General features: G+C 41.9%; 20 protein-coding genes. 5 read left to right on the top strand and 15 right to left on the bottom strand.

Annotation, left to right across the window (positions count from 1 at the left end):
• Positions 1-128: 128 nt before the first annotated feature.
• The 5 genes from FTV41_RS01775 to ppx are packed head-to-tail and all read right to left on the bottom strand — an operon-like array spanning position 129 to position 5256.
• Entirely contained in the window at positions 129-698 is a 570-nt protein-coding gene (locus FTV41_RS01775; protein ID WP_004975174.1) for a YggT family protein, read from the bottom strand.
• A gap of 42 nt (positions 699-740) precedes the next feature.
• The gene (proC, locus tag FTV41_RS01770) at positions 741-1568 is read right to left on the bottom strand and encodes a pyrroline-5-carboxylate reductase (RefSeq protein WP_096902428.1); all 828 of its coding nucleotides are present in this window, start codon (positions 1566-1568) and stop codon (positions 741-743) included.
• Positions 1569-1598: 30 nt separating this feature from the next.
• Positions 1599-2945, bottom strand: coding sequence for a tRNA lysidine(34) synthetase TilS (gene tilS, locus FTV41_RS01765; RefSeq protein WP_179996001.1), 1347 nt, complete (start codon positions 2943-2945; stop codon positions 1599-1601).
• Positions 2882-3703 carry an acetyl-CoA carboxylase carboxyltransferase subunit alpha gene (locus FTV41_RS01760; protein WP_004975170.1) on the bottom strand — a complete coding sequence of 274 codons (822 nt, stop codon included), beginning with the start codon at positions 3701-3703 and terminating at the stop codon, positions 2882-2884. The genes tilS and FTV41_RS01760 overlap by 64 nt, the downstream gene beginning before the upstream one ends.
• Positions 3704-3735: 32 nt before the next feature.
• Positions 3736-5256, bottom strand: a complete 1521-nt coding sequence (gene ppx, locus FTV41_RS01755; protein WP_179996000.1) for an exopolyphosphatase — start codon at positions 5254-5256, stop codon at positions 3736-3738.
• 271 nt (positions 5257-5527) lie between these two features.
• Here ppx and trxA point away from each other — a divergent pair, with 271 nt between their 5' ends.
• From trxA to FTV41_RS01740, 3 genes are all read left to right on the top strand, one after another.
• Positions 5528-5854 carry a thioredoxin gene (trxA, locus tag FTV41_RS01750; protein WP_004975164.1) on the top strand — a complete coding sequence of 109 codons (327 nt, stop codon included), beginning with the start codon at positions 5528-5530 and terminating at the stop codon, positions 5852-5854.
• Positions 5855-6190: 336 nt separating this feature from the next.
• On the top strand, positions 6191-7459 hold the full coding sequence (gene rho / locus FTV41_RS01745) for a transcription termination factor Rho (protein WP_004975162.1): 1269 nt from the start codon (positions 6191-6193) through the stop codon (positions 7457-7459).
• Positions 7460-7880: 421 nt separating this feature from the next.
• Positions 7881-8180, top strand: a complete 300-nt coding sequence (locus FTV41_RS01740) for a hypothetical protein (protein WP_154320386.1) — start codon at positions 7881-7883, stop codon at positions 8178-8180.
• Between the two features lie 427 nt (positions 8181-8607).
• Here the strand turns inward: FTV41_RS01740 and FTV41_RS01735 are convergent, their stop codons facing one another.
• From FTV41_RS01735 to pheS, 3 genes are all read right to left on the bottom strand, one after another.
• Positions 8608-8904, bottom strand: a complete 297-nt coding sequence (locus FTV41_RS01735; protein ID WP_004649746.1) for an integration host factor subunit alpha — start codon at positions 8902-8904, stop codon at positions 8608-8610.
• Positions 8901-11282 (bottom strand): phenylalanine--tRNA ligase subunit beta, encoded by a 2382-nt coding sequence (pheT, locus tag FTV41_RS01730; protein WP_179995999.1) that lies wholly within the window; start codon positions 11280-11282, stop codon positions 8901-8903. Before pheT ends, FTV41_RS01735 begins: the two co-directional genes overlap by 4 nt.
• 129 nt (positions 11283-11411) lie before the next feature.
• Positions 11412-12392, bottom strand: coding sequence for a phenylalanine--tRNA ligase subunit alpha (gene pheS / locus FTV41_RS01725; RefSeq protein WP_004975156.1), 981 nt, complete (start codon positions 12390-12392; stop codon positions 11412-11414).
• 159 nt (positions 12393-12551) lie between these two features.
• Between pheS and FTV41_RS01720 the strand changes: the two genes are divergently transcribed.
• Positions 12552-13580 carry a hypothetical protein gene (locus tag FTV41_RS01720; RefSeq protein WP_179995998.1) on the top strand — a complete coding sequence of 343 codons (1029 nt, stop codon included), beginning with the start codon at positions 12552-12554 and terminating at the stop codon, positions 13578-13580.
• A 292-nt stretch (positions 13581-13872) separates the two neighbouring features.
• Here the strand turns inward: FTV41_RS01720 and rplT are convergent, their stop codons facing one another.
• Positions 13873-14232 (bottom strand): 50S ribosomal protein L20, encoded by a 360-nt coding sequence (rplT, locus tag FTV41_RS01715; RefSeq protein ID WP_004975153.1) that lies wholly within the window; start codon positions 14230-14232, stop codon positions 13873-13875.
• A gap of 11 nt (positions 14233-14243) precedes the next feature.
• Positions 14244-14438, bottom strand: coding sequence for a 50S ribosomal protein L35 (gene rpmI, locus FTV41_RS01710; RefSeq protein WP_004975152.1), 195 nt, complete (start codon positions 14436-14438; stop codon positions 14244-14246).
• 340 nt (positions 14439-14778) lie between these two features.
• Between rpmI and FTV41_RS01705 the strand changes: the two genes are divergently transcribed.
• Complete coding sequence (locus FTV41_RS01705; protein WP_026438356.1) at positions 14779-15537, top strand: energy transducer TonB; 759 nt, start codon at positions 14779-14781, stop codon at positions 15535-15537.
• A gap of 28 nt (positions 15538-15565) precedes the next feature.
• Here the strand turns inward: FTV41_RS01705 and FTV41_RS01700 are convergent, their stop codons facing one another.
• From FTV41_RS01700 to thrS, 5 genes are all read right to left on the bottom strand, one after another.
• Positions 15566-15994: a YqaA family protein gene (locus tag FTV41_RS01700; protein WP_004975149.1), complete on the bottom strand. Its 429-nt coding sequence runs from the start codon at positions 15992-15994 to the stop codon at positions 15566-15568.
• 7 nt (positions 15995-16001) lie between these two features.
• The gene (locus tag FTV41_RS01695) at positions 16002-16286 is read right to left on the bottom strand and encodes a hypothetical protein (RefSeq protein ID WP_131260748.1); all 285 of its coding nucleotides are present in this window, start codon (positions 16284-16286) and stop codon (positions 16002-16004) included.
• 72 nt (positions 16287-16358) lie between these two features.
• Positions 16359-16976 carry a glutathione S-transferase N-terminal domain-containing protein gene (locus FTV41_RS01690; protein WP_004975146.1) on the bottom strand — a complete coding sequence of 206 codons (618 nt, stop codon included), beginning with the start codon at positions 16974-16976 and terminating at the stop codon, positions 16359-16361.
• 211 nt (positions 16977-17187) lie between these two features.
• Positions 17188-17736 carry a translation initiation factor IF-3 gene (gene infC / locus FTV41_RS01685; RefSeq protein WP_096902435.1) on the bottom strand — a complete coding sequence of 183 codons (549 nt, stop codon included), beginning with the start codon at positions 17734-17736 and terminating at the stop codon, positions 17188-17190.
• Between the two features lie 5 nt (positions 17737-17741).
• Entirely contained in the window at positions 17742-19664 is a 1923-nt protein-coding gene (gene thrS, locus FTV41_RS01680; protein ID WP_004975142.1) for a threonine--tRNA ligase, read from the bottom strand.
• Positions 19665-19684 lie beyond the last annotated feature (20 nt).

The raw sequence follows: 19684 nt of genomic DNA, 5'->3' as shown, positions 1-19684 counted from the left end.
CGCCTAGAAGGAGGTCAGGATGCAGGTTATTTGTATTTCTGAAGACTCATTAAGGTCGTCAGCCCAAACTTAAACTACAAAAAAAGGACTCGATTTGAGTCCTTTTTAATGTTTTAGGATAATGCGACTTATAAGCCAGTCAGCAATACAATCGCTACCTGATTCATAATAATTTCAGCGATATATAAAGCCAAAAATGCAATAATTGGCGACAAATCAATCATGCCCATGTTCGGCAATAAACGACGAAATGGTGCTAATAACGGCTCTGCCAACTCTTGAATCACCTCAATATAAGGGCCACGAGATTGAGTAAACATCACCACCCAACTCAAAATAATGGTGGCAAAAATCAAATAACGACAGAAACGGATTAAATCCTGAATCATGGTCACAAAAGTCAGAATCAGTAAGTGAATTGGACTATTCGGCATCGCACCATTGAGATACATAACACCAAAAATTTTGAGTAGATACAACACCACCAACAAAGCCAAGGCTGCAGAGTTAACTCGACCTTTGCCAACCGTTGGAAAAATACGTCCAAATACATCTACAATTTTGGTGGCTTTAATGGTTGAAAGCACCACAGGGTTATAAGGACTCACCGCTGCCAATTGCATTAAGAAACGGAAGAATACGAGCAAAATCGCTACGTTAATGATAATGCCAAAAATTAGCGCAGAATTTGCACCCATACTTAAACTTTCCTAAAATTTAAATTCATTGTTTTTCAATAATTAAATACTATCACTCAACTCTTGCGCTAATTCTTGACTACGCGTTTTAGCAGCAGCCAATGCCGCCTGAATATTTTGTGAAATTTGCGCATGATCAAACACTTCAATTGCCGCTTGGGTCGTGCCATTTGGTGAAGTTACATTTTTGCGTAATTCTGCAGGTGTATTCGAGCTGGTAATTGCCATTTGTGCTGCACCCAAAGCAGTTTGTAACGTCAGTGCTGTCGCCACTTTTTCATCTAAACCTAAGTTCTTGCCTGCACGAATCATACTTTCCATCAAATAGAAGAAATATGCTGGCCCTGAACCAGATACTGCAGTCACAGCATCAATTTGCGCCTCAGAGTTTACCCAAATAGTTAAACCTGTCGCTGCCAAAACCTGACTTGCCAATTCACGGTCAGTGCTATTGACCTGTTCGGTTGCATACAAACCATGTGCACCTGTTTGCACCAAAGCAGGCGTATTTGGCATTACCCGCACTACACGTTCTGTACGTAATAACTCAGAAATCGTGGCAATTTCTGCGCCCGCAACAATCGAAATCACCAGCTTATCTTCAAACTGACCGTGCAATGGACGCAATACTTGTGCCAAAACCTGTGGTTTGACTGCAAATACCACAATATCTGCATCTGCAATCGCGGCCAAATTATCCTCAGTGACATGCACATCTTTTTCTTTTAATAATTCACGCACTTGTTCTACAGGGTCTGAAACTGTAATACGGGTTGGCGGCAAACCTCTGGCAATCAAACCACCAATCAAGGCTTGCGCCATGTTGCCACCGCCAATGAAACTAATATTACAATTCAATACTGCACTCATGATTCACGCTCTTCGTTGAGTTCTTTGTCGTTAAGAGACTAAATTCGGTTGCCATCCATCTGCGACACAATAGTCCGACTGTGCAAGCCAAAAGCCTTTGGGGCTAAAAACGCCTAGCATAACATTATCTAGGCTTAATATTTGAATTGTATGACGCGTCCACGGAAAAATTTGTGCTTCCTGAATGGCTTTTTTCAGTGGCCATGTGCCCACCCGACCATACAAATGAATTTTTTCACCACCCAAACGTGGCCGTAAAGTTAACGGACGATCCAGCAAAGTTGCAGATAAACCGACTTTGGCTTGTTGCAGTTGATAACAGCCAGACCACACTTGAAAAGTCTGATCTGCCTGCAAACATAACACTTGTTCTTCTGCCTCAAAATGTTCTGCAGCTAAATACTCCGCTTTCGGCAAACGAAATAATTGTTGCTGATAACGCAGATAATAATAATCCTGACAATGTAATGCCGCTTGTGCATCGGCTTTAGCTTGAATCACCTCACGTTGCAAGCGTTCGACCATATCAAAACTTGGGCGATATTGTGCCTGTCCTTTCATCCATGCCGATAATAGCTGACGTTGCCGTGACAAAGACAATTGTTGTAACTGAATTAAATTCAACTGCGAGTCTGTGCCACATGCAGCTAAATCCTGCGCCAAAACTTCTGCCAAAATGTTTTCAGTATCTTGCATCAAGTTTGCAGTACGCGTCACAGCTTGCTGCATTTTAGGAAAACGCTGTTGCACGACAGGCCACAATATTTCTCTTGCCCAAGCTCGGTCATAATGCACATCCTGATTGCTTGGGTCTTGCACATAATCGAGCTTTAATTCAGCACTCCATTGGCAAATCTGCTCACGCGAAATATCCAATAACGGACGCCAAATACTGATGTCATCACGCACATCGACAGCTTGCATGGCAGCAAGTCCTTGCACACCTGCGCCTGAAAACAAACGCAGCAATACGGTTTCTGCCTGATCTTGCTGATGATGCGCCAATACTAGAACTTCGTTGCTATCTAAGTGCTGCATATAGGCCTGATAACGCGCCTGACGTGCCTGATTTTCTAAATTACCCTCAGACACACTGACTTTTTGCAGCACACACGGCACATTTAAATTTTGGCAGGTGGCTTGCACCAATGTGCCCCACGCTGCGCTTGGACTTTGCAATTGGTGATCAATATAAATCGCGCGTACTTTTTCAGGGCACAAAAACGACAAAAGATGCAGTAGCAGCATGGAATCCATGCCGCCACTACATCCGATTAAAAATTTTGTCTGTGCAGAAAAAGCCTGTAATTGGCTTAAGACGCTAGACCTAAATTGTCGCTGCCAAACTTCATTAAACGCTGGTAACGTTCTTCGCATCGTTGTGTTGCATCCATCGCTTGCAATTCATCCAAAGCTTCTTTTAACACATTTTTCAGACTGTGCATGACTTGTTCAGGGTTTAAATGCGCACCCTCACCTTCATCAACCACGTATTCTACAATACCAATCTTTTGCAGTTTTTCTGCAGTCAATGCCAATGCTTCACTGGCTTGTTCGGCTTTTTCTGCAGTTTTCCACAGAATAGACGCACAACCTTCTGGTGAAATAACAGAGTAAATACTGTGTGACAACATTACCACACGGTCAGCCACGCCAATACCCAACGCACCGCCTGAACCACCTTCGCCCAATACTGTAGCAATTACAGGTACTTTTAAGTTCGACAATTGCGCTAAGCTGGTCGCAATCGCTTCTGCCTGACCACGTTCCTCTGCACCTACACCTGGGTATGCACCCATCGTATCAACAAAAGTGAAAACTGGCAGATTAAAACGCTCTGCCATATCCATAAGACGCTGTGCCTTACGGTAGCCTTCTGGATTACACATCCCGAAGTTGTGTTGTAATTTTTCGCGGGTACTGCGACCACGATGTTGACCTATCACCATGACAGGCTGACCATCAAAGCGTGCCAATCCACCGATCATTGCACCATCATCACCAAATAAACGATCGCCATGTAAGGCATCAAATTCAGTGAAAATTTCACCCACATAGTCTAGAAATTGCGGACGTTCAGGATGACGTGCAATTTGCACGGTTTTCCATGCTTTAGATTGAGCAGCTTTTTTCATAAGTCGACTGTTATCCCTAAATTAACCAAATCTTAATCGACAAATTGTTCCGACTGAATATTCAATTCAATGTCCCAATTCTTGAATTGCACTTGTTCATCGTGCAATTCAGCGACAAGCAATGGCCATTGTTTGGCATCACCCGACACGCTGAGCTGCCATTGTTGCGCATTGCGGATGCTTAATTCAATGGCAGGAAGCATCGCATCGCTACGACTTGCGTTGACCAAAACTGCAAGGCGCAGCAGCAAACTTAAATAGACAATTTTATTGCCGCCGGCTTTCAGCGCTTCTGTTTTCGCGTCTTGGCGCAACTTTCGACGATGGTTGCCGACCAAATGCGAGAGATAGTTTTGGTCAATTTGCGAGAAACCCGGAATGTCCGAATGTTGCAATAAATATGCACCATGACGATGGTAACTGCTATGACTGATGGCTAAACCAATTTCATGCAAGTATGCCGCACGACGCAATAAATCACTATCTTCATTATTTAATTTTAAAGCTTCAGCAACACTATCAAACAAATGCTGTGCAGTTTTTACTACCCGACCCGCTTGTTTAGGGTCTGAATTATAACGCCCCATTAAGGCTTGTACACTACGGTCACGAATGTCTTCATGCTGGAAACGGCCAAGCAAGTCGTACATTACCCCTTCACGCAAAGCCCCATCGGAATACACCAGTTTATCGATATCTAATACATCAAATACCGCATATAAAATTGCCAAACCTGCTGGCAAAACTGCTCGACGGTCTTCTTTTAGACCATCAAATTCCATTTCTGATACGTGTTTAAACTTGAGCAAACGGTCTTTGAGTTTTTCTAAACCTTCACGGGTGAGATTTTCCTGCTCATTGCTCCAACCCATATTCACGGTAATTTGGCGACATGCCTTAATGGTGCCGCTCGAGCCTGCAACGGTATCCCAACCTGCTTCTTTATAGGTATTGGCAATTGAATACAGCTCTTTACGTGCCGCTACCACTGCTTTTTCAAAACTGCTTTTGCTAATTTCACCATCGGCAAAATAGGCTTTGGTATAGGCCACACAGCCCATTTGTAAAGATTCGGTATGAATTGGCTCAAATTCTTCGCCAATAATCAACTCTGTCGAACCACCGCCAATGTCAATTACCAAACGACGACCACTATTTGCCATCGTGTGCGATACGCCTAAATAAATTAAACGGGCTTCTTCACGCCCTGCAATAATTTCAATAGGTTTAGGCAAAATTTCTGCGGCTTTTTGAATAAATTCATGTCCATTTTTGGCCTGACGCAATGCGTTGGTTGCCACAATACGCAAACGATTTGACTGCACCGCAGTTAAACGTCCTACAAAACGCGCCAAACATGCCAAACCACGTTGTTGAGCAGCTTCGGTCAAATTCTTATTTTCATCTAAACCTGCGGCCAACTGTACTTTTTCTGACATTGATGCCATTTTTTTTACTTCACCATGATCCACCCGTGCAATTGCCAAGTGAAAACTATTCGACCCCATATCGATGGCTGCGAGTAACTCTTCATCAATTAAAAAATCAGACATTCTTCAAACAAACCTAGACAGAATTGTGCCTAGAGTAATTCACATACACCTAATTTAAAAGCCATTTATCAGCACAATTTGACGACTATTTAAATTTTCTGCATATATGACAATTGTGTTACAGAATTAGCATTTTCGTTTAGCGTTATCGTCACGATCAATTAGACAAATTTGTATTTTGAGTGGAAAATCCACAGATTCCCCTACTTTGTTCAAGATGGCTATGTAATACTAACTAAAGCTATCTTAAAAATTATTTGGAGCGTAATCCATGTCTGGCAACATCGTAAACACCACTGATGCAAACTTCGAAGCAGATGTTCTTCAATCGGATACTCCTGTATTGGTTGACTTCTGGGCTGGCTGGTGTGCGCCATGTAAAGCAATTGCACCTGTACTTGAAGTACTTGCAGACGAATACCAAGGCAAAGTTAAAATTGTAAAAGTTGATGTAACCTCTTGCGAACAAACTGCAGTGAACTACAACATCCGTAATATTCCAGCATTATTGATGTTCAAAAATGGTGAAGTGGTTGCACAGCAAGTCGGTGCAGCACCTAAATCTAAATTGACTGCGTTTATTGACGAAAATATCTAAGTCGATTGATCCATCGTCTATTTATAGAGATGATGAAAAAAAATACGCCACGCATTGGCGTATTTTTTTTGCCTACAAATTGACAAGTAGACGTTTCTCTCTTATATTGCATGCTCAGGAAACGCAGGATCTTTCATCCTCTTTCTGAAAAGACACAACACAAAAATGCCGCTCGGCAACAGAAATTGTTTTTCACATTTTTCAATCAAACAATGAATCAGTGCTCTGAATCGTTATTGTGCAAATACAATTGCTTTCATTTTATTGTATGAATGCGGCTAAATGTTGCTCCCTCTCTAACCTGTACCCCAGAATTTTAATTCTATCAGAACCTCTATGAATTTAACCGAACTCAAGAAAAAACCGATTGGCGAACTCATCAAGATTGCCGAGTTTATGGGCCTTGAAGGAATGGCGCGTAACCGCAAGCAAGACATTATTTTTGCCATCTTAAAGCGCCATGCCATGAATGGTGAAGAGATTTTTGGTGATGGCGTTCTAGAAATTCTCTCTGATGGTTTTGGTTTCTTACGCTCAGCTGCAGGTTCATACCTTGCTGGCCCAGATGATATTTATGTCAGCCCTTCGCAAATTCGTCGCTTTAACCTGCGCACGGGTGACACCATTACAGGTACGATTCGTCCACCAAAAGAAGGCGAACGTTATTTTGCTTTGCTCAAAGTCAATCAAATTAACTATGACACCCCTGAAAATTCACGTAATAAAATTTTATTTGAAAACTTGACTCCACTTTTCCCAACAGAACAATTGGTCATGGAATTGGGGAACGGAACAACTGAAGACTTAACTGCTCGTGTAGTAGATTTGGTTGCCCCAATTGGTAAAGGTCAGCGTTCAATTATTGTCGCTCCGCCTAAAGCGGGTAAAACCATGTTGCTGCAAAACATCGCCCAGTCGATTGTGCGCAACAATCCTGAGGTTTTCTTAATCGTCCTTCTGATTGACGAACGCCCTGAAGAAGTGACGGAAATGGAACGCACCGTGCGCGGTGAAGTGATTGCATCAACCTTTGATGAATCACCTGCACGTCACGTTCAAGTGGCTGAAATGGTGATCGAAAAAGCCAAGCGTTTGGTTGAACACAAAAAAGATGTCGTGATCTTACTTGATTCCATTACCCGTTTGGCTCGTGCCTATAACACCGTTGTACCATCTTCAGGCAAAGTTTTAACGGGTGGTGTGGATGCACATGCTCTAGAACGTCCAAAACGTTTCTTTGGTGCTGCACGTAATATTGAAGAAGGTGGTTCTCTAACCATTATTTCAACTGCACTGATTGAAACAGGCAGTAAAATGGATGAAGTGATTTACGAAGAGTTTAAAGGTACGGGCAACCAAGAGATTACCTTAGACCGTCGTATTGCAGAAAAACGTGTTTTCCCTGCCATGAACATCAAGAAATCAGGCACGCGTCGTGAAGAGCGTTTAATGAGTGAAGATAATCTACGTAAGGTTTGGATTTTACGTAAATTGTTACATACTCAAGATGAATTGGCAGCAATGGAATTCTTGCTTGATCGCATGAAAGAAACCAAAACCAATGACGATTTCTTTGATCAAATGAAGCGTAAAGCAGCCAATTAAACTGCTATAAATATTAGAACACCTAAAAAAGTCATCTTATAACGATGGCTTTTTTATTTGGTTGACAAAATTTACATAAAGACACAATTGCACCTATTATATGTAAACTTATTTTTAAGTAAATGATTATAAAAAAATATTTAGTAAAAACCTTTTAGTTTTTAGCCAGTTACTGTGCAACTATCCAATCTAAAATGCCAAATTAATTGTTATTTTCTGTTAAAAAAGCACGTATTTTTCGCGTTTTTTTGCTTTTTTTTCAATCAACCTAGTAGCAATTCAAAAAGCGCAGTGATAGCATATTCGCAGACCAGTTAGACTGCGCCTGCGTTGTTAGTGCCTAACAAAATTTAGGAATAATAAAAGCATACAACAGACTAACTTCGGTTTTTTTTAATCTCATATTTTAGAGAGTGATGCCATGTTATTCAAAAAAATCGCTATTGCTGCTGCAGTTGCTACTACTTTAGCTTTCGTTGGTTGTGCTAAAAAAACTGAAGAAGCTGCTGCTGACGCTAACCAAGCTGCAGCTGAAGCTGTTGTAGCTGCATCTGAAGCTGAAGCTGCTGCTGACGCTGCTGCTGTAGAAGTTGCTTCTGACGCTGAAGTTGCTGTAGACGCTGCTGCTGATGCTGCTGACACTGCTGCTGCTGCTGCAACTGATGCTGCTGATGCTGCTGTAGACGCTGCTGCTGCTGCTTCTGAAGCTGCTGCTCAATAATCGATACGATTATGCAGTACAAAAGAGAGCCTTTGGCTCTCTTTTTTATTTACATTTGAACTTATTTAAAATATTTGTTTATTAATCAAACCGTCTAAGTACCACTTTTCCGCACATTATTTTCTTCATCTTTAGCGTGCCACGCTAATACGTATAACCCTACAAGTAGGTTTCATCCATAACCCTATTTAGCCAAATAAGGTAGTTAGTTTCTACTTATTTAAACCTTGCAGTTATTTAGCCTCGCAAGCAATCTAAGCAAATCGACTTTTTATTCAGCTGCGAAGCACATGTTAGCCCTCCATCTTCTACATTTGCTAAACCAAATATCGTGCAAGAACAAGGCAACACCCTATACCCGTTTCATTTATGATGTATACGCAACTTTGAGTAGCAAAGATCATAAGAAAGGCATAAAAAAAGCAGATCAATCGATCTGCTCATTTCCTACACGCTGGCGGAATTTCTGCCCTGCGCGGAATGTGACGACACGGCGTGCTGAAATTGGAATTTCTTCGCCCGTTTTTGGGTTGCGACCAGGTCGTTGACGTTTATCACGTAACTCGAAGTTCCCAAACCCTGAAAGTTTAACTTGTTCGCCAGAGATCAGTGCTTGGCTGATCTCATCAAAAAATAACTCAACCATTTGTTTCGCTTCACGGCGGTTTAAACTCGTGAGCTCACTTAAATGATCAGCCATTTCTGCTTTTGTTAATGCTGTCATGAAGCCCTCAATGTCGCTTGGTAAGTGTTTTCCAACACTTGCAGAATGTTATCCATACCAGATTTAATTTCAGCATCTTCAAGTGTACGTGTTGGGTGTTGCCATAACAAGGCAAAAGCCAAAGAACGTTTGCCTTGTTCAACCCCTTTACCGGTATACACATCGAATAACCAAGTTGAGTCTAACAGCGCTCCACCCGTTTTTTCAATAAGTTGCTGAATTTCACTTATATTTATCTTATCACTAATTAAAAGCGCAATATCACGTCTAACCGATGGAAAACGTGATAATTCTGTAAAATTAGATACATAAGTTTGCAAAACTGCTGTTTGATCGAGTTCTGCCACCCAAGTCGTGCCTAAATCTAGCTCATCTTCTAAAGATGGATGCAAACGACCAAAGTAACCAATAGACTGACCATCTACTAGAATTTCAGCAGATTGCCCAGGATGCAACCAAGTGCGCTCTGAGCGAACATACTCGACTTGTACACGACCTGCAGCTAAAATTTCTTCAATATCGCCTTTAAAATCGAAGAAATCCATAGGCTGAGCTTTAGCATGCCAAGATTCTGCATGTTTAGCACCCACCGCAATCAATGCCAAAGTTGGAATTTGCTTCAAGTCATGAATGCTTGCTGCATGTTGATAATCAAAACGTAAACCCAACTCAAAGAAACGCACACGGTTTTGTTGACGATTCACGTTGTACTGAACGCATGGAATTAAGCTGGATAACAACGTTGAGCGCATTACTGCCAAATCGCTTGAAATGGGATTTGCTAATGCCAACGGATTCACTGCAGGGTTTAATTGTTTTTCCAATTTTGCATCGGCAAAGCTAAAACTAATTGCTTCTTGATAACCTAAAGTCACTGCGGTTTGACGTAATTGCGCAACTTCAAACTGATCTTGGTATTTTGCTAATTGCACATCAATCACAGGCAAACTGATTTGAATGTTGTCATAACCGTGAATACGAGCAACTTCTTCAATTAAGTCTTGGTAAATTGCCATATCAAAACGATGTGATGGTGGTACAACGCTCCACTGACCTTCAGCTTGAACAGTAACTTCGCAGCCTAAACGAGTTAAAGCATCGGCAATAAATGTAGCATCAACGTGATAACCCAAGAGCTGATCGACTTGCGCTTGATTTAACGCAATTGCTTCACGTGTTGGCAATTGTGCTGCTTGTTCTGCCACTGTAATTGGACCAAATTCGCCGCCAGCAAATTCTGCAATCAGTTGTGATGCACGGTTCATCGCCAATAATGGCAATTCAAAATCGACACCACGTTCATAACGCTGTGAGGCATCGGTATGCAAACCATAACGACGTGCACGACCTGCGATATGCAATGGTGCAAAGAAAGCGGATTCAAGGAAAATTTCTGTGGTTTCATCACTTACCGCAGAAGATAAACCACCCATGATGCCCGCCATCGCCAATACTTTTGCGTCATCGGCAATCACCATCACATCATCTTGCAGCTCAACTTCTTGCTCGTTTAACAGCACCAATTTTTCTGCTGCAGTCGCTTGACGAACTTGAATGCCACCTTGAATTTTAGCACCATCAAAAGCGTGCATTGGCTGACCCAATTCAATCAAGACATAGTTGGTAATATCAACCAAAATACTGTGCTGACGGATACCTGAACGTGCCAACGCGCGCTCCATCCACTCAGGTGTAGCGGCTTTGGTATTTACATTTTTAATCACACGACCTAAATAACGTGGGCAGCCTTCCGTCAAACTTTGTACAGTTTTTTCATCCTGAATAGTTGCCGCTACTGCCTGAATGTCAGGTGTATTCACTGGCAATTGGTTAATCACCCCAATTTCACGGGCAATACCACGAATACTGAAACAATCACCACGGTTTGGAGTAATACTGATGTCAATGACATGGTCATCTAGATCAAGATATTCACGTACATTCACACCTACAGGTGCATCTGCAGGCAGTTCCAATAAACCATCAAGTTTATCTTCAAGGTCAATTTCTGATGCGCCGCAGAGCATCCCTTGTGATTCCACACCACGCAGTTTGCCTTTTTTGATTTTAAAGTCGCCTGGCAATACCGCACCAATGGTTGCCACAGGTGCTTTCATACCTACACGCACGTTTGGCGCACCACACACAATCTGCAACGGCTCACCTGAACCAATATTTACCGTAGTCACACGTAAACGATCTGCATCTGGATGCTGTTCAACCGTTAAGACTTCACCCACCACAACGCCTGTAAATGGCTTTGCTGCTGGTGACATATCATCAACTTCTAGACCCAGCATCGTGAGTTGATTCGATAAAGTATCGCTGTCAATGGCTGGGTTAACCCACGTGCGTAGCCAATTTTCGCTAATTTTCATTGATATAAAACCTATAAATCTAAATTTTGAATCCCCTCTACTCCCTCTTTTCAAAGAAGAAGCATCCTGTGTCATATATGGACACCCCTCTCCTTTTAGGAGAGGTCAGGGAGAGGTATAAATTTGTTTTTAAGCAAACTGGCGCAAGAAACGCACATCATTTTGGTAGAACATACGCAAGTCATTGATGCCATAACGCAACATCGCAAAACGCTCTACCCCTAAACCGAAGGCAAAACCTTTATATTTTTCTGGATCAATGCCTGAAGCGCGTAACACATTTGGATGCACCATACCGCAGCCCAAAACTTCCAACCAGCGACCACGTTCATCCATAATATCCACTTCGGCACTTGGCTCTGTGAATGGGAAATAAGATGGGCGGAAACGTACTTTTAAGTCTTTTTCAAAGAATTCATTTAATAAGTTAATCAACAAACCTTTGAGTTCTGCAAAACTGGTATTTTCTGCGACGTATAAGCCTTCAATTTGATGGAACATTGGTGAGTGTGTTTGGTCTGAGTCGCAGCGATACACACGACCTGGACAAACAATACGAATAGGCGGCTGTTGATTTTCCATGGTGCGAATTTGTACGCCCGACGTGTGGGTACGCAATAAATGATTCACATCAAAATAGAAAGTATCGTGCATGGCACGCGCAGGGTGATGTCCTGGAATATTCAACGCTTCAAAGTTGTGATAGTCATCTTCAACTTCTGGGCCCGTTGCCACGGTAAAACCTGCTTTGGTAAAGAATTGGCAAATACGTTCCTGTACCTGCGTAACTGGGTGAATACTGCCGATGCTTTGACCACGACCTGGCAAAGTAATATCAACGGTTTCATTCGCCAGTTTTTGTGCCAAAGCCGCTTGTTGTAATTCAGTTTGACGCGCAGTTAATGCCGCATTGATTGCTTCACGCACAGCATGAATTTGTGCACCAAATTCTTTACGCTGTTCAGGGTCCATTTTACCCAGTGCTTTGGATTGTTCCGCAAGCTGGCTTTTTTTCCCCGTAAATTGCACTCGCACCTGGTCGAGTGTAGCAAGGTCCTCTGCTGCTGCAATTGCAGCGAGCGCTTCATTGGTCAGGGCTTCCAGTGACATAGTAACTCTCAAAAGCAACAATTTAGAAATAATTTAAAAACCCCGTATTCTAACAGTTTTTAGTCGCTTTGATGAAGCTTCGATGTAATGAAAATTAGATTAGCATCTTGAAATACAAAAAGTATAAGATAAAGCCAATCACCACGAGATCTCAACATTATGGCGCTCGATCAGATTTGGAAACAGCAACTTGCCCTTGTGACTTATGGCAATGAATATTTGGCTCAAGATTTAAGTTTTAATCATTGGCTCAAGCATCAAGTGTTTAACCAGCATCAAATTCAGTTTCGTGATTTATTGTCACAACATTTACTGGCACAACACTTTCAAATCTGGTTAGAGCATCTTAAACAACAAGGTGTGCGACGTTTAAGCCTACATCAGGCAAGTATTTTAAATGATGAAAAAAACCCCAATCCAAATGTAGAGTTATTGCCTTTTGCACACTTTATTGTGAGTCACGAGGCACAGCACAAATCTGCTTGGATTTTCGGAAAAGAGCTTGCAGAATGGTATACCGCAGAACAAGATTATATGGCGCCTGTTTCCCAACAGAGCGAGCTACGTCAAGAAGTCATGTGGCGTTATCAATTAAATCACAAACTTGCCAGACAGCTCGATACAGATTTTGCCTCTCCAAACTGGGATGAAATTGATCGCTTTATTCGCTCCGAGTTATTTTTAAATCCTTGTGCTACAGAGTTTGTTGAACCAGAGCAAAGCGCTAAACCTTATTTCGGTGTAGATCTTACTCAAAACGCAACTGAAAGCATGTACCCAACTTTGGCGTTAATTCCCGCAGACTACCCTGCTGCCTATGCACATCAGATGCTGTATCGTTTAGATGCACTGGATCAACACATTCAGAATAAAATCCAGCATCCTTATCATGCCGATGGCACAGAACTTGAACCAAGCGAACAACTCAATTTACGTCATTTTTCTCAGAAACTTGAAGATTTACACACCAAATTTATCACCAAGGTTGCGAACCATTATCAGACCGCACAGCTCACGCCAGTGCAAACACCTGATCCTTTTGAATCAACGCCTAGCCAAGTACAAAACATCGCTTCACCACAAATACCAACACCTGCAGCTACGCATAAAGTGGGTACATCTGCCGTGATTAAACTGATTTTAATGACTGTGGTTATTTGTGCAGCTGCCTATTATTTTGGTTTATAAGCTTAGGGGCTGTTGACAATTCGTCTATGTTTGCGACAACGCATATTTTTTAGCTGATATAAGGCATGGGACAGGAAATTTAGTCATTCTAAATGACCGGCACATAACGCAATAGCAGCAAAAAATATGCTTGTCCTTCGCTGCGCCTTCCGCTGCAAACAAAGCAGTGCTTGTTTTTGCTCAGGCTGTGGCTAAAAATTTCTCAGATTGAGTTATGAAACTTGGCAGAGACCCTAAATTTCAGGCATAAAAAAAGACCGCAAATGCGGTCTTTCTTTTAAGTCATAAAGACTTATGCAGCTAATGCATCTTTAGCTTTTGTAGCTAAAGCAGCAAATGCAACTGCGTCATGCATAGCGATGTCAGCAAGTACGCGACGGTCGATAATCACTTGTGCTTTTTTCAAGCCAGCGATCATACGGCTGTACGATAAACCATTTTGACGAGCGCCCGCATTGATACGCGCAATCCATAAAGCACGGAATTGACGTTTCTTTTGACGACGGTCACGGTAAGCGTATTGACCTGCTTTGATTACCGCTTGGAACGCTACGCGATATACGCGTGAACGAGCACCATAGTAACCTTTAGCACGAGCAAGAATTTTTTTATGACGGCGATGAGCCTGTACACCACGTTTTACACGAGCCATTTATAATCTCCTTAGATGTATGGGCACATAGCACGAACAGCAGCAACGTCACTCACGTGAACCATTACACAGCCGCGCAATTGACGGATACGTTTAGCAGATTTTTTGGTCAAAATGTGGCGTTTGAACGCTTGTTTACGCTTGAAACCGTTAGCAGTCGCTTTGAAACGTTTAGCTGCACCACGGCGAGTTTTTAACTTAGCCATAACAACCTCTTTAAACACCTGTTCGGCACGTCTGCACCATTGCAAAAACGACCTGCAGGTAAGGGAGCGAGTATTCTAAAGCATCTTTGCTTAAAACAAAAGCATATTGGCTAAATAAAAAATGATCATTACCTCACTCATTTGCCGTAATTCAACTCAGGAAAAAATACTGGAATTGTGAACACCCACTACAATTCAAAATAAAGCTAAAGCTCTGTCAAAAATTGTGCAGATCAACACCCTAAAAACTTGCAATAAGTTGCGGATTACCCTTGCGATTATCCACAATTCCATCAATACTTCGCCTCGTCTTGTGTGAGATAAAAAAGACCGTAATATGATGAAAACATCTTTATATATAACTCTATTGCTTGGACTCAGTGCGACGCATCTTTTTGCAAAACCACCGCAGCAGAAATCGACACCAAAAGCCACACTCGAAGTACAAAAAAGTGCTGCCTTGCCTGCTCATCTCACCACACGCTTAGCATGGCGCAAGTTTCCACAACCCAAATATAAAAATGAAGATTTAAATCAACAAAACCGAGCTGCAATTGTGCGTATTTATGCAGATGAAACCGGCAAAATCAGTCAAGCCACTATTCAAGAAAGTACAGGGCTGAAAAAATTAGATGATGCCTTATTACAAGCGGTTCGCACTGCTGAAATTCAACCGACCTATGTAGAAGATACTGCCGTACCGACCATTGGTTTTCAAAGCTTTAATTTAAGATTTCAGGATAACCAGCACGAAGATTGCCAGTTTGATTTTCAATCTAAACAATGGTTAGCACAGCAACAACAGCAAAAAGTTCAATTTAAGTATCGTAGTCAACCACAATTAAACTTAAGTGCGGAAGATTTAAAAAATCACTCACGTAAGTTAAAGTTTCAATTCAAAGTAAATAAGCATGGCGAAGTGAAACGTGTGAAATTGACACAAGGTTCGGGACAATACGCACTTGATCAACAAGTTTTAGCTGCAGTGAAAGCTGCTCAAGTAGATGTACCGCGTCAATTTTGGCTGTATAAAAAGTCAAAATTAAAAGATGAAATTTATTTTGATTTAAACACGTGTGATGCTCAAGAACAGTCATAAGTGTCTATAGATAATAGGGGTTGCTTGCTTAAACCCATGTATAAACAAAATAAATAAACAGATAACGCCCGATTTTGGCTAGACTCACCATCAACACAAAACGGGCAAAATGTTCTTTCATTAAACCTGCAATCAGCGTAATTGGATCACCAATAATCGGCACCCAACTGAGCAGTAAAGACCAAAACCCATATTTGGCGTAGGTGTGCTGTGCTTTTTCTAATTGTGTAGCCGAAACAGGAAACCACTTTTTATCTTTATAATGTTCGATCTTGAGTCCCAAATACCAGTTCACACAAGAACCTAAAATATTGCCTAGACTGGCAATGCTAATCAGCCAAATGGGTGCATAGCTGCCTTCATATAACAGCCCCAACAACACAGCTTCGGACTGTAAAGGCAATAAAGTTGCCGCACCAAATGCAGATAAAAATAAACCAAACAGCGTCCAAAGCATAGACGATTTAAAGCCCTAAAGCCTGCTTGGTTTTACGATATTCCCAGTTCGCCCAAACAATACTAAGCAAAATAAGTGCCGCACGTGCCCATGCATAACGCTGAGTAACAGGCTCAATCGCAGCACGTAAAACCTGTTGATCTGTGCTATTTAAAGCCGCAATCATATTCTGCACATGAAATGCTTCGATCACAAATAAGATCAAGCAAGACACAATGCCCAAAATAATGCTCCAATACACTTTGGCATTTTGCTCAACAATCTTGGTAAAGTTTAAAAAAAATTCTTGCATAGCTCATCCAATAAAAAAGCCACCTGAAAAAGTGAGGTATCAGGTGGCTGGCATCTTAGCATAAAAGTAGATTTAAACTTGAATCGCGAGTGCTTTCTGCACTGCAGGGCGCGCAGTCAGCCGTGTAATATAGTCTTGTACATACGGATAATCTTCCAGCGAAATATTTTGCCAGTCATGACGTAACGCCCACGGCAAAATAGCCATATCAGCAATTGAATATTCGCCCGCCACGTACTTTTGCCCCATCAACTGCTTATTTAACACGCCATACAAACGCTTGGATTCATTGATATAGCGTTCAATCGCATAAGGAATTTTCTCTGGTGCATAACGGCTAAAATGATGATTCTGTCCTAACATTGGACCAAAACCACCCATTTGCCACATGAGCCACTGCTCTACTTCAACACGCTCCTGTTCATCGGTAGGATAAAACATGCCAGTTTTGCGCCCTAGATATTGCAAAATTGCACCCGACTCAAACACAGAGATTGGCTCACCACGCGGACCGTTCTGATCGACAATTGCAGGAATTTTATTATTGGGCGAAATTTTTAAAAAATCTGGCTGAAATTGATCATCTTCTGAAATATTGATGGGGAAAATTTGATATTCCAAACCCATTTCTTCAAGTGCAATACTAATTTTATGACCGTTGGGGGTGCCCCAATAATAAAGATCAATCATGTTTTATCCTTCATTACTTTTTTTGCTTTTTGACCAGCATTCTTCTACTGCGGTTTTAGTTATAGCATGTTTTTAAGCGTTTGTTGCGTGTCGCTGCGTAGAGTTTTTTTATCGAATGGCATATCTCATAAACATGAAACATAGATGCTCACTTTCATCACGCAAAAAAAAGCACCGCCAAGGTGCAGTGCTTCTTTTGTTCAGGATGGGATTACTTTTTCTTTTTAGGACCAAGCAACATACCCATTTGACGACCTTCCATTTTTGGTGCTTGTTCAACTACACCATATTCAATTACATCTGCTTCAACTTTTTGCAATTGAGCCAAACCTAACTGTTGGTGAGCCATTTCACGACCACGGAAGCGTAAAGTGATTTTTACCTTGTTCCCTTCTTCAAGGAATTTGATAATTGCACGTAATTTTACGTTGTAATCACCAACATCAGTCGCAGGGCGGAGCTTGATTTCTTTCACCTGTACTTGATGCTGTTTTTTCTTCGCTTCTTTCTGCTTTTGCTTTAGATCAAACAAATGCTTGTTAAAGTCCATGATTTTGCACACCGGTGGTTCGGCATTTGCCACAATTTCCACCAAGTCAAGGTCAACGCTTTCTGCTGCGCGTAATGCATCAGCCAAGCTTACAATACCTTTTTGCTCACCATTTTCGTCTACAAGACGGACTTCTTTTGCACGAATTTCATCATTCAAAGCAGGACGGTTAGATTTTCCGCCCTGTTGATTACGGTCAGGCTGTTTAATCGCTGTTACTCCACAATATACCGGCCGCGTTCTGCGACGGCTGTTTTCACTAGGTCAATGAAAGCATCAATTGACATAGTACCCAAATTTGTTCCTGAGCGAGTACGGACGTTTACCGTTCCTTCTTCCACTTCACGGTCCCCAAGTACCAGTAAGTATGGAATACGCTCTAATGTACGCTCACGAATCTTAAAGCCGATTTTCTCATTTCTCAAGTCAGAAATAGCACGAATACCGTTTTCTTTAAGTTTTGCGACGACCTGTTCACTTGCAGCAGCTTGTGAATCGGTAATATTCATGACACAAGCTTGCACTGGCGCTAACCATGGTGGCATAAAGCCTGCATAGTGCTCAATAAGTATACCAATAAATCGTTCAAAGCTGCCAAGAATTGCGCGGTGCAACATTACAGGCTGATCACGATCATTGTCTTCAGTGACATAAGATGCCTCTAAACGCTCAGGCAAGTTAAAGTCACACTGAATTGTACCACATTGCCACACACGACCTAAGCAGTCTTTCAGTGAGAATTCAATTTTCGGGCCGTAGAACGCACCTTCACCCGGTTGTAACTCCCATTCCAGACCTGCAGCATCCAAGGCATCAGCCAAAGATTTTTCTGCCATATCCCAAAGTGCATCATCTCCCACACGTTTTTCAGGACGTGTAGACAGTTTCATTTGCACCTCTTCAAAACCGAAATCTTTATAAACATCTAAAGTCAGTTTGATGAAGTCTGCAACTTCTGGCCCAATTTGTTCTTTGGTACAGAAAATGTGGGCATCGTCTTGAGTAAAGCCACGTACGCGCATAATGCCGTGCAGTGAACCTGATGGCTCGTTACGGTGACATGAACCAAATTCTGCCAGACGAATTGGCAAATCACGATATGACTTTAGCCCTTGGTTAAAGACTTGTACGTGACATGGGCAGTTCATTGGTTTTACTGCATAGTTACGGTTTTCAGAATGGGTGGTAAACATATTGTCTGCGTAGTTGGCAGCATGTCCTGATTTTTCCCATAGCGTGAAATCGACCACTTGCGGGGTACGAATTTCTAGGTAACCGTTGTCTTGTTGTACTTTACGCATGTATTGCTCAAGTACTTGGTAAATCGTCCAACCATTTGGATGCCAAAACACCATGCCTGGTGCTTCTTCTTGCATATGGAACAAGTCCAAAGCTTTACCAATTTTACGGTGGTCACGCTTTTCTGCTTCTTCAATACGTTTGATATACGCCGCGAGCTGTTTTTTGTCCGCCCAAGCCGTACCATAAATACGTTGTAACTGTTCGTTTTTCGCATCACCGCGCCAATAAGCGCCTGAAATTTTGGTGAGTTTGAACGACTTTAAGAATTTAGTGTTTGGAACGTGTGGACCACGACACATATCCAAATAGTCTTGATGATAGTACAAGCCCATTTGGGTTTCGTTTGGCATGTCTGCAATCAAACGTAATTTATATTCTTCGCCACGCGCTGTAAATTCTGCAATCACTTCATCACGCGGGGTCATTTTTTTTACAACATCATAATCTTGGTCGATGAGCTTTTTCATGCGCTCTTCGATTGCTGCCAAGTCATCTAACGTAAATGGACGTGGCATCCAAATGTCATAGTAGAAACCTTCTTCAATGACAGGACCAATCACCATTTTCGCTTCAGGAAAAAGCTGTTTTACCGCATGCCCCACCAAGTGCGCACATGAGTGACGGATAATCTCTACGCCTTCTTCATCTTTAGGCGTAATAATTTGTAGGGTTGCGTCTTCGGTAATTAAATCGCAGGCATCGACCAAACGATCATTCACACGTCCAGCAACTGTATTTTTGGCAAGACCCGGACCGATGCTTTGAGCAACTTCCATCACAGATACGGCTTGATCAAACTGTTTTTGATCGCCATTTGGCAAAGTGATAATAGGCATAGATAAAAATCCTTAAGGAG

The organism is Acinetobacter sp. YH16051, assembly GCF_013417135.1.
Classification (GTDB): domain Bacteria; phylum Pseudomonadota; class Gammaproteobacteria; order Pseudomonadales; family Moraxellaceae; genus Acinetobacter; species Acinetobacter towneri.
The sequence above is the reverse complement of the archived record's forward strand: the minus strand, read 5'-3'. Positions and strand labels throughout refer to the sequence as shown.